Genomic DNA, 18,256 nt, shown 5'->3' on the forward strand with positions numbered 1-18,256 from the left:
GCTCATATGCGGCGGTCACGCGTGGCGGTGGGGTGAGGAAATACCGGGCGACTTTCCGTCGTCGAGGCGAAACTGCATTATCTGTGCGATGTGCTGGACCGCTGTTCGGCAGCGGAATTCACCGGGCGCAATGACCGGACGGAATCCTTGAATTCCTCCTCGGGCTGATTGACCGGTAGGCGCCTCGCCCGGCCGGGCTCCGGCTCGGGTTCCTCGTCCGGCTCCGGTGGTTCGGGGCCCGGATGCATCGGGTCCTGCGGGCCCGGAGGCGGTGGGTGAGGCGCGTCCGGATCGGGTTGCAGCGGCGGCTCGCGGGGCGGTGTGGGCCACGGGGACGGCGCCGGTTGTGCGGGGTCCCCGATGGGCGGGGCGGACAAGGTGAGGCGCATCTCTCCTCCTGTCGAGAACGGCCGGCACCGGGACGGACACCGGGACGGGCAGGGGAACGGGCAGGGGAACGGCGCGCGGGAAGGCATGCGGCCGCTGTGCCTACGGAGGCGCCGGTCGCGGCGCGCGCCATCGTGCCGCCGGGGGCGTCGTTCGCCGCGCCGGCCATTTGTCTGCCGGCGGCACCGCTCGCCGTTCCGACCACCGCGCCACCGAGGGCACCGTTCGCCGTATCCGGCCCCGGCCCCTCCTCCCACTGTGCGGCAGCCGCAGCGGGTCCGCGACAAGGGCGCCGGGCCGCGGCATCCGGGCCGGACCGCCCCGGCGGCGAAAGGGGGAGCCGCCACCGCGAACACCCTGATCTCCACCCCGGCCGGTCTCGCCCTCCTCGCGGGCACCATCATGGTGGCCCCGCTCTCGACCACCGGGTGCAGCTCGTCGCGGCGGGCATGATCGGTCTGGTAACAGCCCTGCTGCCGACGGCCACCGCGCATGCTCCGCACCGGCGCGGCCCCGCCGGGCCGGGCCCGAAGGGCCGACGGTGCGGCACCGGCGTAGGCGGCGGCACCGCGCACCGCACCGCACCGAAAGGATGAGCCATGCTCCACGATCCCTCCGGGACATCCCCCGGGCCGGTCTCCTCACCCGGCTTCCGGACGACCGCTCTTGAGCAGTACACGCCCGCCGACCTGCGCGGCATCTCGGGAGACGACCCCGACCCGTTCGAGGTCGCCCACCTGGGCCTGACGTGGCGCCCCAAGGAGCACCACTTCGGAGTCGTGCAGGGCGAGCGCATGGTGGCGCACGCCGGGTGGGTCGATCTCCCCGTCCGCGTCGACGGCACCCGGATGCAGGTGGCGGGCCTGGGCGGCGTGATCGTCGCGCCCGGGCTGCGGGGGCACGGCCTGGCCCGGCGCGTCGTATCCGCCGCCGCGGCCCACGCGGCGGAGCAGGGCTTCGGCCTCGCCCTGCTGTTCTGCCGGGAGGACCGTGTGCCGGTCTACACGAAGATGGGGTGGACCCGGCTGACCGCCGAGGTCGAGGCCGAGCAGCCGGGCGGCACCCGCACCATGCCGCTGCCGGCCATGTGGCTCTCCCTCGGCGGGGACGCGTCGTGGCCGCACGGGCGGGTCAGCCTGCTCTCGCTGCCGATGTGACCGGCCCGCGCGGCGGCGCCGCCCGTCACAGATCCGGATGCTTCGTCGCCACGTGGTAGTACCCCGAGTGGAAGACCAGCGGGGTGCCGCCGTCGGACTCGTACTGTTCGACCTCGCCGAGGAAGATGATGTGGTCGCCGGCGTCGAGGCGCTGGACGGTGCGGCACTGGAAGCGGGCGACCGTGCCCTCCAGCAGGGGCGTCCCGGCGATGCCGGGGGTGGTCGGCGTGCCGCGGAACTTGTCGTCGGACGGGGTGGCGAACTGGCGGGAGAGATGGTGCTGGTCGGCCGCGAGGACGTGCACGGCGAAGTGGGAGGCGTCGGTGAAGTCCGGCAGGCTCGGGCTGTTCTTGCCCGGGCACCACAGGACGAGCGGCGGGTCCAGGGATACGGAGGTGAAGGAGTTCGCCGTCATGCCGACGTTGCGGCCGTCGGGGGCCCGGGCCGTCACCACGGTCACGCCGGTCGCGTACTGCCCCAGCGCCCGGCGCAGCTCCCGGCCGTCGAAGCGGGCGGCGTGCTGGGCGCGCTTCTCGGCGAGGAAGCGCTGCGCCTCGGCCTCCTCGAACCACCAGCGGTAGAGCGTGCGCGGATCGTCGAAGCCGGCGGCGACGGCGCCCGCGACCGACGGGATCTCGGCCGCCGCCGTCAGGATCTCGCGGTGGTGCGGGCCCAGCTCGGTCAGCAGGGAGTTGGTCCAGCCGACGGCCCACTGGGCCCAGCCGCGCCAGAAGTTGTCGAAGGTGCGCTGCATCCACTGCGGCGTGAACTCCGCGGCGCCGTGCCGCAGGATGCTGTCGAGGTAGTGGGACGCGGCCTGGGCCGCGTTGTTGGAGCCCTGGCCGGTGATCGGGTCGTTGAGGACCACGGCGTCGGCCATGCCGAGGACGTGCCGCCCGGAGGACAGCCGGGCGACGGGCTGCCGGACGGTCGGCGTGACGCGGCCGCGCAGCACACCGCCGTTGTCGGTGAGGCGGGAGTGCCGGTGGCGCTCGAACTCGTCCGGGAAGAACCGGTGGAGGATCTCCAGGGACCGGGTGAGGTGGGCCTCGGGGGTGTGGACGTCGTCCCAGCAGTCCATCGGCCCGCCGGGCACGCCCTCGAAGACCATGATCTCGCAGGGGCCCGTCGTGGTGAGGGCCGGGAACGAGAAGAACTCGCCGACCCCGGGGACCAGCCGGTAGTGGACGGCGGCCGCCCCCTCCCGCGGCTCCGCACCCGTGACGTACGTCAGCGCCACCGCACGGCGCGGCCGGTCGTACGGGGAGAGTTCGGAGTTGCGCGGGAAGAGGCGGCTCAGCTCGCCCTTGCCCGTGGAGACCACGACGAGATCGTGCGTACGGGCGTACCACTCCAGATCGCCCGCGCCCGCCTCGTGCAGCACGATCTCGCCCTGGCCGTCCGCGAACTGCTCGATCCACGTCGCGCACTTGACCCGCTGGTCGACGGAGTGCGCCGGGCCCTCCAGCGGGGCGCGCCAGGTGAGGTCGGGAGTGCCGTGCGGACCGATCAGGGAGAACGCGATGCCGGAGATGTCCGGGGCCTGGCCCTCCCAGTGGTGCAGGCCGAGTTCGCGCTCGTTCTGCCGCGCGGTGTCGAACATGCACTGACTGGACATGACCGGGCCCCGGCGTATCTCCTCCGGGCTGCGGTCGGTGACCAGGGTGACGTCGTAGCCGTGCGCCTGGAGTCCCAGGGCGAGTTGGGCACCCGCCTGCCCGGCGCCGATCACCGCGATCCTTCTCATGTCCTGCTGCCTTGCTCTCGTTACCTGGCTGGTGCTGTGCTGCTGGCGTGGTGCTCCCGGCGGGCGGTCAGGAGGCGATCGCGGCCAGGTAGTTCTGCGCGGCGACCGGGTCCATGAACCAGTGGAAGAAGTCGCGCGGGTCGTCGAAGCCGTTGACGAAACGGGAGGCGACACGGGGGTTGACGCTCGCCGCGCCGAACAGCTCCAGGACGTGCTGCGGCGGGGCGCCCAGCATCGCGTTGGTCCACGCCGTCGCGGACTGCGCGTTGTCCCAGAAGCGGCCGAAGGCCAGCTCCATGAACGCGGCGTCGTACGGGCGGTCGCCGTGGTCGAGGATGGCGGCGAGGTAGGCGGCCGCGCACTTCGAGGCGTTGTTGGAGCCCTGGCCGGTGACCGGGTCGTTGAGGACGACCACGTCGGCGAGGCCGAGCACCTGCGCGCCGGAGGGCAGCGTGGCGACGGGCTTGCGGACGGTCGGCGCGAAGCGGCCCGCGAGGGTGCCGCCGGCGTCGGTGAGCGCGAGGTCGGTGCAGCGCTCGGCCTCCCACGGGACGTACGTCCGCAGCAGCTCCTGGAACGTCGCCAGCTGCTGCTCGGGGGCGAGGCCGCCGAAGCAGTCGAGCGGGCCGCCCGGGATGCCCTCGAAGAACATGATGTCGCAGGGGCCGGTGGTGGTGAGGCTGGGCATGGTGAAGTACTCGCCGATGCCGGGGATGACGTTGAAGCTGACGCCGGTGCGGTGCGGCAGCGGCACCATGCCGGTGACGTACGTCAGGGCCAGCGCGCGCTGCGGGGCGGCGAACGGGGAGCGCTGCGCGTCCCGCTCGAACAGCCCGGCGATGGCGCCCTTGCCGGCCGCGACGATCACCAGGTCGGACTCGGCGGCGTAGCGCTCCAGGTCCGCGATACCGGCCTCGCGGATGTCCAGCCGGCCGCCGCGGCGTGCGAACTCGCCCATCCAGAGGGGCATCTTGACGCGCTGGTCGATGGAGCGGGCGGTGGCGTCCAGGCGGGCGTCGAAGGCGAGCGCCCGGCCGCCCTGGCCGTCGGCGATGTTCACGCCGAGCCCGGAGATCGCCGGGCAGGCGTCGCCCCAGAAGTCGAGGCCGAGGTTGCGCTCGTGGGCCAGCGCGGTGCCGAACATGGCCTGGCTGGACATGACCCGGCCCTCGCGGATCTGCTCACCGGTGCGGTTGGAGACGACGGTGACGTCGTAGCCCTGGTCGATCAGGCCGATACCGAGCTGGAGCCCGGCCTGACCGGCTCCGACGATGGTGATCTTGCGCATGGGTGGGACCTCCGGGGGTTCGGATGATGCGGTGGAGAGGGGTGCCGTGCGCCGCCGTGCGCGGGACGGCACGGCGACGCGGCGGCGGTGGGGACGCTGCTGTGGGGGGATGGGCGGCTGCCCGCCGGCGGGGGGTCCGGCGGGCAGCCGCGGGAAGCCGGTGCACCCGTGGGACCAGGGGAGAGGTCCGGGTCACCGGCCGGCTACAGGGGCCCGGCCGGTGCGGCGGGCCGGGGCGGGGGCGGGGGTGCGGCGGTGCGCGGGGGCTCGGCCTCGTCGGCGCGCGCCGGGCCGGCGGCCGTCCCGGGGGGCACGCGTGGCGGACCGGCGGCGGGCCGTCCGCCGGGTGTCGCCCCGCTCCTGACGAGCGCGGTGGGGCCCGGCACTCCCTGCATCGTTGATTCCCTGGTCTCTTCTCGGATCCGCGGCGATAGGGGTCCACCTTGGTATGGCAAGATCGTCTTCGCTATCCGGATCACGCGGGTCGCTGTCCCGATCGCGCATCTCGGCGGTGGAGGTTGACATGCCCGCTGATGAGCCCCCGCTCGCAAATCACCAGCTGTTTCACACAGCGGACATCTGGGAGGCGCGGGCCGAGGTCGGCCGTGCCTTCTGCCCGCACGACCTGCGCATCGTGCAGCGCTCGGCGACCCTCGACGCCCGGCTGCACGGCGCCCCCTTCGACCGGACCGGTCTGTACTACCTCGACTACGGGACGGAGGTCCGGATCACCCCGGGCGACCTGGAGAGCTTCTTCCTGGTCCAGATACCGCTCGCCGGATACGCCGAGATCACCTGCGGCCGCGAGGAGATCATTTCCTCGCCGGAACTCGCCTCCGTCCCCTCTCCCGCCGGAAAGCTGGACATGCGCTGGGGCGGCGGCAACCCGCAGCTGATCGTGTGGCTCGACCGGGCGGCCATGGAGGCGCACCTCGGCAGCCTGCTCGGCCGCACCGTGCGCCGACCGATCTCCTTCTCGCTCGGCATGAACCTCACCACGCCGGGCTCCCGCTCCTGGCTCAACATCGTCGACCTGATGCGCCGGGAGGCGGAGGGCCCGGGCGGCATGACCAGCCGCCCGATCGTGACGAAACAGCTCGAATCGCTCCTGATGACCCAGCTGTTGATGGCCCAGCCCCACAACTACAGCCCGGCGCTCCACGGCGAGCAGCCGCGCGTCGCCCCGCCCGCGGTCCGCCGCGCCATGGAGATCATCGAGGCGCACGCCGCCGAGCCGCTCACCGTCGCCGAGATCGCCGAATGCGTCGGCGTCGGCGTCCGCGCCCTCCAGGAAGGCTTCCGCCGCCACCTCGACACCACGCCCCTCGCCTATCTGCGCGAGGTCCGCCTGGATCACGTACGCAAGGAACTCCTGTCCGGCGACCCGGGGACCACGACCGTCACCGCCGTCGCCGCCCGCTGGGGCTTTCTGCACCCGGGACGCTTCTCCGTCGCCTACCGTCGGCAGTTCGGGGAGCCGCCCTCGCAGACGCTGCGGCGGGCCTGCGCCCTTCGACCCTGACCGGCCGAAGCCCCTAATATCGTTCGACATTTCGCCGGCGGGCACCGCGCCCGCCGCCCGTAACCGCCGCCCCACGCTCCACACCCCGACGGGGGAGCCGGGCACCGAGGAGAGGAACGTCCATGCGCGCCCGGAGCATCGGCGCGGTCGCCGCCACCGCAGTGGCACTGGTGGCTGCCCGCGACCTCATGCAGAAGAAGCACGCACTGCTCAGGAACTTCCCGGTGATCGGGCACGCCCGGTACCTGCTGGAGACGATCGGTCCGGAGCTGCGGCAGTACATAGTCACCTCCAACGACGAGGAGCGCCCGTTCAGCCGCGACCAGCGCACCTGGATCTACGCGTCGTCGAAGGGCGAGAACAACTACTTCGGCTTCGGCACCGACAACGACGTCGAGCACATGCAGGGGCACGCCTACGTCAAGCAGCGCACGTTCGCCGGCGCGCTGCCCGACCTGCACGATCCGCAGGTCCCGCTGCCCTCGGCCAAGGTGCTGGGCGGACCGCGCGGCCGCGCCAAGGCGTTCCGCCCGGCGAGCGTGGTGAACATCTCGGCGATGAGCTTCGGTTCGCTCTCCGGCGCCGCGATCACGGCCCTCAACGAGGGCGCGGCGCTGGCCGGCACGATGCACAACACCGGCGAGGGCGGCCTCTCGCCGTACCACCGGAGCGGCGGCGACCTCATCCTCCAGATCGGCACCTCGTACTTCGGCTGCCGCAACGACGACGGCACCTTCAACCTCGACAAGCTGAAGGAGATCGTCGCCGGCGCCCCGGTCAAGGCGCTGGAGATCAAGCTCTCCCAGGGCGCCAAGCCGGGCCTCGGCGGCATGCTGCCGGGCGCGAAGGTCACCCCCGAGATCGCCGAGATCCGCGGCATCCCGGTCGGCGAGGACTGCGCCTCGCCCTCGCGGCACACCGCGTTCCACGACGTCGACTCGATGCTGGACTTCGTCGAACTGCTCGCCACCGAGACCGGGCTGCCGGTCGGCATCAAGAGCGCGGTCGGCGAGATGGAGTTCTGGCAGGAGCTGGCCACGCTGATGGCGCGGGGCGACCGCGGCGTCGACTTCGTGACGATCGACGGCGGCGAGGGCGGCACCGGCGCCGCGCCGCTGATCTTCTCCGACTCGGTGTCGCTGCCGTTCCGGATGGGCTTCTCCCGCGTCTACGGCACCTTCGCCGAGCGCGGGCTCACCGACGACGTCACCTTCATCGGCTCCGGCAAGCTCGGTCTGCCCGAGAACGCCGCCGTCGCCTTCGCCCTGGGCGTCGACATGATCAACGTCGCCCGTGAGGCGATGCTGTCCATCGGCTGCATCCAGGCGCAGAAGTGCCACACCGACAAGTGCCCCACCGGCATCGCCACCCAGGACCCGTGGCTGGTCCGCGGCCTCGACCCCACCTCGAAGGCCACCCGCGCCGCCGTCTACCTGCGCACCCTGCGCAAGGAGCTGATGAAGGTCTCGTCGGCCGTCGGCGTCGCCCACCCGGCGCTCATCACCCCGGCCGACATCGAGATCATGAACGGCGACTACGAGGCCCGCACCCTGGCCGGCGTCTACGGCTACAAGGACGGCTGGGGCGAACTCGGCCCGCACCTCGCCGAGGAGATCACGGCGCTGCTGACCACCGGAGCGCAGCCGTCCGCCGAGCCGGGCGCCTGACACCCGGCGGCCGGTGCCGCGGGCCCGGCTCCGCCCGGAACGGAGCCGGGCCCGCGGCGCGCCGCAACGGCCCGGAGCCCTTCCGCCTCAGGCCCGCATCCCGCCGTCCACCCGCAGCACCGTGCCCGTCACGTACGAGGCGCGGTCGCTCAGCAGCCAGGCCGCGGCCTGCGCGATCTCGTCCGGATCGGCGGCCCGGCGCAGCGGGGTCACGGCGTTGAGCTGCGCGATCGTGCCCGGGGACCGGGCGTCCCAGTCCTGCAGCATCTCGGTGAGCGTGGTGCCCGGAGCGACCGCGTTGACCCGGATTCCCTCCGGCCCGTACGTGGCGGCCGCCGACGCGGTGAGGCTGTTGACCGCAGCCTTCGCCGCCCCGTACACGGGCAGTTCCGGATTGGCCATCAGGCTGCCCACGCTGGAGGTGTTGACGATCGCGCCGCGCCCGGCGGTGGCGCGGATGGCGGCGATCTCCGCGGCCATGGCCACCCACATGCCCTTGAAGTTGACGGCCGAGACCGGGTCGAACTCCTCCTCCGGCAGCCCGTCCAGCGGACCGGGCGGCTGGCCCGCCGCACCGTTGTTGAAGGCCACGTCGAGCCGCCCGTACCGCTCCACGGCCCGGCCGACGGCGGCGCGGACGCTCGCCGGGTCGGCCAGATCGCACCGGACGTGATCCGCGGTGCCGCCCTCCTCGCGGATCTCCTCGGCGACCGCCGCGAGCTGATCGGTGCTGCGCGCCGCGAGGAGGACCCGGGCGCCCTCCCGGGCGAAGAGCCGTGCCGCCGCCGCGCCGATGCCGCGGCCGGCACCCGTGAGGAACGCGACCTTGCCGGCGAGCAGACCGGGAGCCGTGGTGGAGGTGATGGTGGTGTGGTTCATGCCGACGAGCCTGGCCCCGGCGGCCGCGCCCATCCAGGCACCGGCAGTACCTGGCTCGGCGGTCCGCCGCTCCCGCACACTGGACGGGTGGACCGAAAAGAACTGGCAGGCTTCCTGCGCAGCCGGCGCGAACGCCTGAGCCCCGCCACCGTGGGCCTGCCCACCGGACCGCGCCGCCGCACCCCGGGGCTGCGCCGCGAGGAGGTGGCGCAGCTCGCGTTCATCTCGACCGAGTACTACACCCGCCTGGAACAGGCCCGCGGCCCCTCCCCGTCCCGCGAGGTGCTGGCCCAGCTCGCCCGTGCGCTGCGCCTGTCGGACGCCGAACGCGACCACCTCCACCACCTCGCCGGCGCCCCGCCCGGCCCGCCGCCCGGGCCCTCGCGGGAGGTGCGGCAGTCCCTCGTCGACCTGCTCGCCCGGCTGCCGGAGACCGCCGCGCTCGTCCTCTCCGCGACCTACGACGTCCTCGCCTGGAACGAGCTGGCCGCCGCCCTGATGGAGGACTTCTCCGCCCTGCCGCGCCGCGACCGCAACCTGCTGCGACGCGCCTTCCTCACCCCGCACGCCCACGGGCGACGGCTGTACGGCCTCGGGGACACCGACACCTTCGCCCGGACCGCGGCCCAGCAGCTGCGCACCGCCGCCGCGCGCTACCCCGACGCCCCGGAGGTGACCGCCCTGGTCCGCGAACTGCGCGACGGCAGCGAGGAGTTCGCCCGGATCTGGGCGGCCCACGACGTCGCCGCCCGGCCCGCCACCTGCGCCGCCTTCGCCCACCCCCTCGTCGGCCCCGTCCACGTCACCTGCGACATCCTGGACATCGCCGACCGCGACCAGCGGGTCCTGCTCTACTCCGCCGTCCCCGGCTCGCCCTCGCAGGAGTCGCTGCGGCTGCTGTCGGTCATCGGCACCCAGCGCCTGGACGTACCGGGCTGAGCGGTCCGGGCGGCCGCGCGGGGGAGCCGGGACGGCCCGCGCGGCCTTGCGGGGGCGGCGGTCGGGCTCAGTCCGGTGGCCACCGGAGTTCCCCCCGGGCCCCCGTTCCGCCGCCGGATCCGCCCTGGTGCACAATCGCCGCGTGCCTGTCTCCGTTGCCGATCTGCTCGCCGAACCGACCCTGCGGCTGCGGGCGCTGAGCAGCCACTGCCACGACGCCGACCGGCGCATCGGCTGGGTCTCCACGACGGAACTGCCCGACCCGCTGCCGTTCCTGCGCGGCGACGAGCTGGTGATGACGACCGGCCTGCGGGAGCGGGACGCCGCCGAATGGACCCGGCTCCTCGAACGGCTGGCGGAACTCCCGGTGGCCGCGGTGTGCTTCGGCACCGGGCTGGTGCACCAGGAGGTGCCGCCCGCCGTCGTCGAGACCGCCGAGCGGACCGGGCTGGCGCTCGTCGGCTCACCGGTCGAGGTGCCGTTCGTCCAGATCAGCCGCTGGGTGGCCGACCGGATCTTCGCGGAGCGGTACGACGCGGTGCGGTCGGCCGCCGCCCTGCAGGACCAACTCGTCCGCGAGCTGCTGTCCGGTCACGGACTGCGCGGAATGCTCCGGCGGCTGCACCGCGAGCTGGGCGCGGGCCCGGTGGCCGTGGTCGAGCCCGGCGGCCGCGTCCTGGCGCGCCACCCCGCCGCGTCCCGCCGCGAGGACGCTCGCCCCGGGACGGACGGGCCGGACGCGGAGCACCCGGGAGAGTCCGTACCGGTCCTGGTGGACGGCGTACCGGTCGCGGAGCTGCGGACCGGGCGCCCCACCCCGCGGCAGGACATCCTGTCCTTCGCCACCAGCATCCTCGGCCTCGAAGTCGCCCGTCACCAGGCCGTGCTCACCGGACGGCGGGAACTCCTCGGGCAGGTGCTGGAGGACGTCTTGCACCGCACGGTCTCCGACGGCGACGCCCGCCGCCGGCTGGCGTCGTACGGACTCGCCGCGGACGGCCCGCACACGGTCATGGTCGCCCGGGTCGGCGGCGACCCCGCACGGCTGCGGAGCCTGCCGTGGACCCTGGGCCCGCTCCTGGAACGCGCGCACGACCGGCTGCCCACCGCTCTGGTCGACGACGCCGTGACGGTCGTCGTGCCGGACGGGGCCGATGCCGGGGCCGCCGCAGGGACGGTCGCGGAGCATCTGAGCGTGCTCGACCCGCAGGTCCGTGTCGGGGTGGGGGAGCCGCGGCGCGGCGTGAGCGGGCTGCGGCTCGGCTACTTCGAGGCCCGCCAGGCCGCCCGGTCCGGTCCCGGCGTGCACCGGGCGGCGCCGCTGAGCATCGCCGGTCTGCTGATGGGCAATCTGGATCTGCCGCTGCGGGAGCTGGGGCACGCGGTGCTCGCCCCGCTGGTCCACCACGACGAGGCCCACCGCGCCGAACTCGTCACCACCCTGCGGTCGTACCTCTCCCACGACTGCTCATCCGCCGCGACCGCCCGCGAGCTGACCCTCCACCGCAACAGCCTGCGCTACCGGCTCCAGCTGATCGAACACCTCACCGCCCGCGACCTCGGCAGCCTCACCGACCGCATGGAGCTGTGGCTCGCCCTGACCGCCCTCGACGCCGACCCGGCGGGCGCGCCGCCCGAGGCGACCTCGTAGGGCGACACATGCCTGAGCCGGGGATCACCGCCCCGCGTCGAGGGCGAGCCACGCGGCCGGGTACGCATCCGGCGCCTCGGGGCCGACTCCGACCGGCCCCTGCGGCCACCGGACGGCGGCTCGGGGCAGAGGGGAGCGCCCGGGGAGCCCTGCCCTACCCGCGCTCCCGGTCCCGGCTTCGGCCCCGGCTCCCGGAGAGCCACTGTGCGACGATCTCCTCGGCGTGCTCGCCGAGCGCCGGGCTCGGGGCCGTCGGCGCGGATCCGTGCGCCGCGGCGCCCGCCGGGCCCGGTGCGGTGCCCGCCGGGCCCGGTGCGGTGCCCGCCGTCGGGTCCGGCGCGGCGTCCCCGAAGTGCGCCGGCTGCCGCAGGAACGGCGTGCGGCCCAGGACCGGATGGTCGAACTCGCCGATCAGGCCCCGCTGCCGGATCTGGTCGCTGCGCACCGCATCGGTCAACTCCCAGATGGGGGCGGCGGGGACGCCCGCCGCCCGCGCGAGGTCGAGGGCCCGCTCCGTCGTGAGGCCCGTGGACCACGCCTCGGTGATCTCCCGCACCTGCTCGATGTGGCGCGAGCGGGCGGCGTCGTCGCCGAACCGCGGATCGGCCGGCAGCTCGGGCCGCCCCACCAGCGCGGCGAACCGGGCGAACACCGCATCGCTCGCCACCGCGATCGCCACCAGCCCGTCGGCGGTGCGGTAGGTGTCGAACGGTGTGGAGACCGGATGCCGGTTGCCGACCCGCCCCGGCAGGCTGCCGGTCGCGGTCAGCAGACTCATCGCGGTCACCTGCAACGACACCAACGAGTCGAGCATGGCCACATCGATGTGCCGCCCCCGCCCGCCGCGCTCCCGGTCGTACAGCGCCGCGCCGATGGCCCAGGAGGCGAACAGCCCGGCCAGCAGATCACCGACCGACTCACCCACCCTGGTGGGCGGCCCGCCGGGCACGCCCGTACCGGCCATCAGCCCGGACATCGCCTGCACGATCAGATCGTAGGCGGGGCGTTCGCGCAGCGGACCGCTCTGCCCGAAGCCCGAGATGCTCGCGTAGACCAGACGCGGGTTGAGGGCCGCGAGCGTGGCGTGGTCGATGCCCAGCCGCTGCGCCACACCGGGGCGGAAGTTCTCGACGAAGACGTCCGCACGGGCGGCCAGCCGCAGCAGCAGCGCATGGTCACCGGGGTCCTTCAGATCGAGGGCGATGCTGCGCTTACCGCGGTTGAGCTGCGCGAAGTACACGCTCTCCCCGTCCCGGAACGGCCCGAGACGGCGGGCGTCGTCACCGGCGGGCGGCTCGACCTTGACCACGTCCGCCCCCAGATCCGCCAGCAGCGCGGTGCAGTACGGGCCCGCCAGCACCCGGCTCAGGTCCAGCACCCGCAGCCCTTGGAGAACGGTCATCGCTTCACGCCTTTCGGTCGGTGGCTCGCATCCGGCCTGCGGAACGTATGCGGGCCCGGGCCGCGGCGTCGATGTGCCGCTGCACGAACATCTCGCCGATCCCGGTGCACCCGCACCTTGGCGTGGCGCATCCCCGTACGCCGCAATGGATCCGCGCCGCACCCACAGCGCGTGCCCCGCCGATCCCGCACCCGAGAAGGACGCCGCCATGACGGACCCCACCACCACCCCGTATCTGCTGCCCGGGACGTACGACGAGTTCCGCGCCGCGGCCCGTGCCGTCGCCGAGAAGGAGCTGGGCCCGCGGGCCGCCGAGGTCGACGCGCGGGGCGGCTTCCCGCACGAGAACTACGCGGCGCTCACCGCGGCCGGGCTGCACGCGCCGGGCATCCCCGAGGAGTACGGCGGCGACGGCGTCGACGCGCTCGCCGCGGCCATCGCCGTCGAGGAGGTCGCCCGCGTCTGCGCCTCGTCCTCCACCATCCAGACCTCCAACAAGCTCGGCGTCGTACCGCTGCTGCTGGCCGGCACGGAGGAGCAGCGGCGCCGCTACCTGCCCGAGGTCGCCGCGGGCGAGGCGCTGATGGCGTACGCGATCAGCGAGCGCGAGGCCGGCAGCGACGTCGCCGCGATGCGCTGCCGGGCGACCCCCGACGGCGACGGCTGGGTCCTGGACGGCGTCAAGACCTGGATCACCTCCGCCGGGATCGCCGCGTACCTCATCGTCTTCGCCGTCACCGACCCCGGCTCCCGCGGGATCTCGGCCTTCGTCGTGCACGCCGACGACCCCGGCATCGGCTACGGCGAACCCGAACGCAAGATGGGCCTGAAGGGCTCGGTCACCCGCGAGGTGTACTTCGACGGCTGCCGGATCCCCGGCGACCGCCTCCTCGGCGAGCGGGGGAGGGGACTGCGGGTGGCGCTGGCGACCCTCGACCACACCCGCGTCTCGGTCGGCGCCCAGGCCCTCGGCATCGCCCAGGGCGCCCTCGACACCGCCGTCGCCTACGTGCGGGAACGCCGCCAGTTCGGCAAGGCCCTAGCCGACTTCCAGGGCGTCCAGTTCCTGCTCGCCGACATGGCGATGAAGGTGGAGTCGGCCCGGCAGCTGGTCTACGCCGCCGCGGCCCGCAGCAGCGCGGCCGCCCCCGACCTCACGTACTTCGGCGCGGCCGCCAAGTGCCTGGCGTCCGACGCCGCCATGGCGGTGACGACCGACGCGGTGCAACTGCTCGGCGGCTACGGCTACACCCAGGACTTCCCCGCCGAGCGCATGATGCGCGATGCGAAGATCACCCAGATCTACGAGGGCACCAATCAGATCCAGCGCATCGTCATGGCCCGGAAGCTGCTGGAGAAGCGCTAGGGGGTGTCTTTTCGATCTTCGTGGGTCAGGCCCCACGAAGATCGGGAAGACACCCCCTAGGTCCAGGACAGGGCGGCGCATCTCCTTCGGCCCCAACTATTCCGACCGGCGGCCCGATTCATCACTTGGGTGGAACTTCCCCGGCGCTTCTGGCCGGTCGCGAGCGGCCCCTCGAAACTGGTGCGGAATGCCGGGATCACCTGATCCGACCAGGTGTGTCCCGCATGCACAGAAGGGGGAAAGCGATCCGTCACAGGAGATTTCACCTCAGCGTTCTCGCCGTACTCGCCTCGCTGGCCGTCGCGGGCATGTCGGCACCGTCAACCTCCGCGTCCGCGCACGACGCCCACCCACCGGCAGGGCCCGGCCCGCAGATCACCGCCGCGGAAGCGGTGCCGGGCGTCGCGCCACCCGGCGCCGGGGCGAGCGCGGTCTATCTGGACCGCACCGGCCGGGTGCTGGACATGCACGGCTCCGGCCTGCCCTGGCAGGCCGCGGCGTTCGGATGCACCCCGGTCAGCGGACGGGACAATCCCCACCGCTCCGGCACCGGCGTGGCGGCGTCCGGCCACGGCTGGTGGAAGAAGGGGAACTGCAGCAACGACCGCGCCAAGGTGTTCAACTGCCTGTACGAGTGGTATACGGACAACACCTGGCGTCAGCAGGCGTGTTCCGCCACCGAAACGCTCAAACCCGGCGGCGGGAGCACCCACCGCACGGTGGCCCGCCGCGACTGCCGTGACACGCAGCGGACGTCCTGGCGCAACCACGTGGACGTCGACGTGATCGGCGAGATCGACACCGCCGAGAAGCCGATGAACCAGGCCGATATGGACTGCCGGGTGTACTGAGGGACCGTGCCGGCCGCCGTCGAGGGCAGGCCGTGCAAGCCGCAGCGGAACCACGGAGGACGAAGTGTCAGAGCAGGGTGCCACCGCACAACCGGGCATCGCGCCCACGTCCCACCGCACCGCGGGCACCCTGTTCGCCGCCCTCTACGGCGAGTTGACCCCGCACTCCTGGCACGACCCCGCGTCCGAACACGACGCCTACCAGCTCTTCCACCAGCGCTCACTCGCCATGGGCTGGCTCGACGACCGGGCGGGCGCCGCGGCGGAGACGGATCCCGCCAGGCGCGCCGCCGTCGCCCCGGGGCTGTGGGCCATGAACGACGCCGGATGGAGCCACCCCCTCGCCGCTCCCGAGCCGCAGCTGATCGCGTGGTTCCAGGTCGAGGCCGGCGCCGTGGCGGGGGACCGGCCGCTCCCCGTCCAGCCGTTCCTGCGCTGCGCCGAGGACACCGCGGCCCGGATCGGCACGGTGCGCCTCTCCGCGGTGCAGCTCCTCCTGCCGGTCCACGGCCTCGATCCCTCCGCCCGCCCGGCGTCCGCACGCGTGCCGTCCCTCCAGACGGCCGACTGGTTCGGCGAGTACGACCCGCGGGCGCGGACACCGGTGACGGTCCGCATCGACAGCGGACGCTCCCCGTCGCTCTCCGCGGTCGCACCGCAGCTCGCCCAGCGCCTCGGTCGGTTGGACCAGGGCGTCTTCGCCTGCGGCGCGCACGACCTCGCGGCTCCGGGCGGCGTGCCGGCGCCGCCGTTCGACGACAGCTTCTGGAACGGGCCGCCCGGGCACGGCACCACCCTCACCGGCGTACTCGCGGAGTGGTCGTGCGAGGCCGTCGGCTGGCTGGCCGAGGTCGTCGCCGACTCCGCCGCCGGGCTCGGTGTACGGGAACCCCTGCTCGTCACCGTCCTGCGGACCTGAGCCCGGCAGTTCTCCGCCGGCCCGGCCACGCTCTCCCCGCGGCGCCTGTTCCCGCGGCCCGTGCGGCGCCGGGGGGCTTTTCGGTCTTCGTGGGGCAGATCGTCACGGCCCCGCGAAGAGCGGGAAACACCCTCTAGAGTCGGCTCCGTGATCGTATGGCTCAACGGCACCCACGGTGTGGGCAAGACGACGACCAGTGCGCTGGTGCAGCAGCTGCTCCCGGACTCCCGGGTGCTCGACGCCGAGAAGGTCGGCGAGACGCTGATGGACATCGCGCCGGGGCTGCCCGGGACGGACAACTTCCAGCACTGGCCACCGTGGCGGCCGCTCGTCGTGGAGACCGCCCGCCACGTCCTCGACTACACCGGCGGCACCCTGGTGATGCCCATGACCGTGCTGGTCGAGGCGTACTGGCGCGAGATCAGCGCGGGCCTCGCCCGGCACGCCATTCCGGTACGGCACTTCGTCCTCCACGCCGACGAGGCGACCCTCCGCCGGCGCATCGCGGGGGACACCGTGCTCGGCCCCGACTCGCCCTTCCGCCTCCGCTACCTGGAGCCCTACGCCGAGGCGGCCCGCACCTGGCTGCACACGGAGGCCGAGGTCGTCGACACCACCCACCTCACGCCCGCTCAGAGTGCCGCGCGGATCGCGGCGGCCGTCCGGGGCTGAGGCCCGCCCGGCCGTGCGTGGCACTGACCGGTGCCGGGCCGCTGCCGGTTGGCCCGCGGGCGAGGGCGCCTCCGCCGCCGGGGAAGGCGTATGCCGGGCAATGAGGTGATGGCCTCCGCGCTCCGCGGCGGCTGCGCCGCCATCGGCCCGGCGCCGGTGTGAGATGTCCCCACAGCCACCGACCGCCGGCCCGGCGGACCGGCGAAGACCGAGGCGGAGGACGGGACCATGGTCGAACTGGACGAGCGATTCGACGTCGTCGTACTCGGCGCCGGGCCCGGTGGCTACGTCGCCGCCGTCCGCGCCGCCCAACTGGGCCGGAGCGTCGCCGTCGTCGAGGAGAAGTACTGGGGCGGCGTCTGCCTGAACGTCGGCTGCATCCCCAGCAAGGCCCTGCTGCGCAACGCGGAGCTGGCCCACCTCTTCACCCGGGAGGCGAAGACCTTCGGCATCAAGGTCGAGGGGCGGGTCTCCTTCGACTATGGCGAGGCGTTCCGCCGCAGCCGCAAGGTCGCCGACGGCCGGGTCAGGGGCGTCCACTACCTGATGAAGAAGAACAAGATCACCGAGGTGAACGGGCGCGGCACCTTCCTCGGCCCGCACGTCCTCCAGGTCGCCGACTACGACGGCAACACCCGGACCATCGGCTTCACGGACTGCATCATCGCCACCGGCGCCACCCCGAAGCTGCTGCCCGGCACCAAGCGCAGCGCGCGGGTGGTGACCTACGAGGAGCAGATCCTCGCCGAGGAACTTCCGCGGTCGATCGTCATCGCCGGCGCCGGGGCCATCGGCGTGGAGTTCGCCTATGTGCTCCACCAGTACGGCGTGCAGGTCACGGTCGTCGAGTTCCTCGACCGCATCGCCCCGCTGGAGGACGCCGAGGTCTCCGCCGAACTCGCCCGCCGGTACCGCAAGCTGGGCATCGACGTGCTGACCGCCACCCGCGTCGAGTCCATCGACGAATCCGGCCCGCAGGTCCGCACCACCGTCACCGGCAAGGACGGCACCTCGCGGATCCTGGAGGCGGACAAGGTCCTCCAGGCCCTCGGCTTCGCCCCCAACGTCACCGGCTACGGCCTGGAGAACACCGGCGTGGCGCTCACCGACCGCGGTGCGATCGCCGTCGACGGCCGCTGCCGCACGTCCGTCCCGCACCTCTACGCCATCGGCGACGTCACCGCCAAGCTGATGCTCGCGCACGCCGCCGAGGCCATGGGCATCATCGCCGCCGAGACGATCGCCGGCGCCGAGACCATGGAACTCGACTACGTGATGATCCCGCGGGCCACGTACTGCCAGCCCCAGATCGCCAGCTTCGGCCACACCGAGGAACAGGCCCGCGACCTCGGCTACGACGTCAAGGTCGCCACGTTCCCGTTCACCGCCAACGGCAAGTCCCACGGCCTCGGCGACACCGCCGGCTTCGTCAAACTCATCAGCGACGCCACGCACGGCGAGCTGATCGGCGGCCATCTGATCGGCCCGGAGGTCACCGAACTGCTGCCGGAGCTGACCCTGGCCCAGCAGTGGGATCTCACCGTCCACGAGGCCGCCCGCAACGTGCACGCCCACCCGACCCTGGGCGAAGCCGTCAAGGAGGCCCTGCACGGGCTGGCCGGTCACATGATCAACATGTGAGCGGCGGGTTCCCGCGGTTCTCGGTGCTGCTCCCGGGCGGGGCAGGGTGGCTGACGCACCGTCCGCCGGACGTCGGCAGGCGGGATGACGCGCGTCCGCATGAATCCGGTTGACCATCTCTGCACCGATCGCCAGGGTGAACGCGGCAGGAGGCGGCTTCGACCTGTC

The 18,256-nt window shown here is 73.4% G+C and carries 15 protein-coding genes; 11 read left to right on the top strand and 4 right to left on the bottom strand.

The genetic code is table 11. From position 1 onward, the window contains the following. Window positions 1–645 precede the first annotated feature (645 nt). On the top strand, window positions 646–840 hold the full coding sequence (locus tag ABT345_RS27165) for a hypothetical protein (RefSeq protein ID WP_345087205.1): 195 nt from the start codon (window positions 646–648) through the stop codon (window positions 838–840). A 146-nt stretch (window positions 841–986) separates the two neighbouring features. Beyond that, window positions 987–1,544: a GNAT family N-acetyltransferase gene (locus ABT345_RS27170; protein WP_345087200.1), complete on the top strand. Its 558-nt coding sequence runs from the start codon at window positions 987–989 to the stop codon at window positions 1,542–1,544. A 25-nt stretch (window positions 1,545–1,569) separates the two neighbouring features. Here the strand turns inward: ABT345_RS27170 and ABT345_RS27175 are convergent, their stop codons facing one another. Further along, window positions 1,570–3,291, bottom strand: a complete 1,722-nt coding sequence (locus ABT345_RS27175) for a flavin reductase (RefSeq protein WP_345087198.1) — start codon at window positions 3,289–3,291, stop codon at window positions 1,570–1,572. A 67-nt stretch (window positions 3,292–3,358) separates the two neighbouring features. After that, on the bottom strand, window positions 3,359–4,579 hold the full coding sequence (locus ABT345_RS27180; RefSeq protein ID WP_345087196.1) for a styrene monooxygenase/indole monooxygenase family protein: 1,221 nt from the start codon (window positions 4,577–4,579) through the stop codon (window positions 3,359–3,361). A 523-nt stretch (window positions 4,580–5,102) separates the two neighbouring features. Between ABT345_RS27180 and ABT345_RS27185 the strand changes: the two genes are divergently transcribed. Together ABT345_RS27185 and ABT345_RS27190 are read left to right on the top strand one after the other, a co-directional pair. Further along, window positions 5,103–6,101, top strand: a complete 999-nt coding sequence (locus ABT345_RS27185; RefSeq protein ID WP_345087194.1) for an AraC family transcriptional regulator — start codon at window positions 5,103–5,105, stop codon at window positions 6,099–6,101. A gap of 122 nt (window positions 6,102–6,223) precedes the next feature. Continuing rightward, window positions 6,224–7,768 (top strand): FMN-binding glutamate synthase family protein, encoded by a 1,545-nt coding sequence (locus ABT345_RS27190; RefSeq protein WP_345087192.1) that lies wholly within the window; start codon window positions 6,224–6,226, stop codon window positions 7,766–7,768. Between the two features lie 87 nt (window positions 7,769–7,855). On the opposite strand, the gene ABT345_RS27195 is transcribed toward ABT345_RS27190, so the two are convergent. Continuing rightward, entirely contained in the window at window positions 7,856–8,647 is a 792-nt protein-coding gene (locus ABT345_RS27195) for an SDR family NAD(P)-dependent oxidoreductase (RefSeq protein ID WP_345087190.1), read from the bottom strand. Window positions 8,648–8,734: 87 nt separating this feature from the next. Between ABT345_RS27195 and ABT345_RS27200 the strand changes: the two genes are divergently transcribed. After that, entirely contained in the window at window positions 8,735–9,586 is an 852-nt protein-coding gene (locus ABT345_RS27200) for a helix-turn-helix transcriptional regulator (protein WP_345087188.1), read from the top strand. Between the two features lie 142 nt (window positions 9,587–9,728). Continuing rightward, a complete protein-coding gene (locus tag ABT345_RS27205; RefSeq protein WP_345087186.1) occupies window positions 9,729–11,237 on the top strand; it encodes a PucR family transcriptional regulator in 1,509 nt (502 codons plus the stop codon). 154 nt (window positions 11,238–11,391) lie between these two features. Here the strand turns inward: ABT345_RS27205 and ABT345_RS27210 are convergent, their stop codons facing one another. After that, window positions 11,392–12,639, bottom strand: coding sequence for a CaiB/BaiF CoA transferase family protein (locus ABT345_RS27210; RefSeq protein ID WP_345087184.1), 1,248 nt, complete (start codon window positions 12,637–12,639; stop codon window positions 11,392–11,394). 208 nt (window positions 12,640–12,847) lie between these two features. Here ABT345_RS27210 and ABT345_RS27215 point away from each other — a divergent pair, with 208 nt between their 5' ends. The 5 genes from ABT345_RS27215 (at window position 12,848) to lpdA (ending at window position 18,088) form a co-directional block, all read left to right on the top strand. Next, window positions 12,848–14,005 carry an acyl-CoA dehydrogenase family protein gene (locus tag ABT345_RS27215; protein WP_345087182.1) on the top strand — a complete coding sequence of 386 codons (1,158 nt, stop codon included), beginning with the start codon at window positions 12,848–12,850 and terminating at the stop codon, window positions 14,003–14,005. Window positions 14,006–14,313: 308 nt separating this feature from the next. Further along, on the top strand, window positions 14,314–14,856 hold the full coding sequence (locus ABT345_RS27220) for a hypothetical protein (protein ID WP_345087179.1): 543 nt from the start codon (window positions 14,314–14,316) through the stop codon (window positions 14,854–14,856). 64 nt (window positions 14,857–14,920) lie between these two features. Next, window positions 14,921–15,775 (top strand): hypothetical protein, encoded by an 855-nt coding sequence (locus ABT345_RS27225; protein ID WP_345087177.1) that lies wholly within the window; start codon window positions 14,921–14,923, stop codon window positions 15,773–15,775. A 147-nt stretch (window positions 15,776–15,922) separates the two neighbouring features. After that, window positions 15,923–16,447: an AAA family ATPase gene (locus ABT345_RS27230; protein WP_345087175.1), complete on the top strand. Its 525-nt coding sequence runs from the start codon at window positions 15,923–15,925 to the stop codon at window positions 16,445–16,447. A 228-nt stretch (window positions 16,448–16,675) separates the two neighbouring features. After that, entirely contained in the window at window positions 16,676–18,088 is a 1,413-nt protein-coding gene (gene lpdA / locus ABT345_RS27235) for a dihydrolipoyl dehydrogenase (protein WP_345087173.1), read from the top strand. The last annotated feature ends 168 nt before the right edge of the window (window positions 18,089–18,256 follow it).

Source organism: Streptomyces sp. NPDC000404, from assembly GCF_040300365.1.
Classification (GTDB): domain Bacteria; phylum Actinomycetota; class Actinomycetes; order Streptomycetales; family Streptomycetaceae; genus Streptomyces; species Streptomyces ramulosus.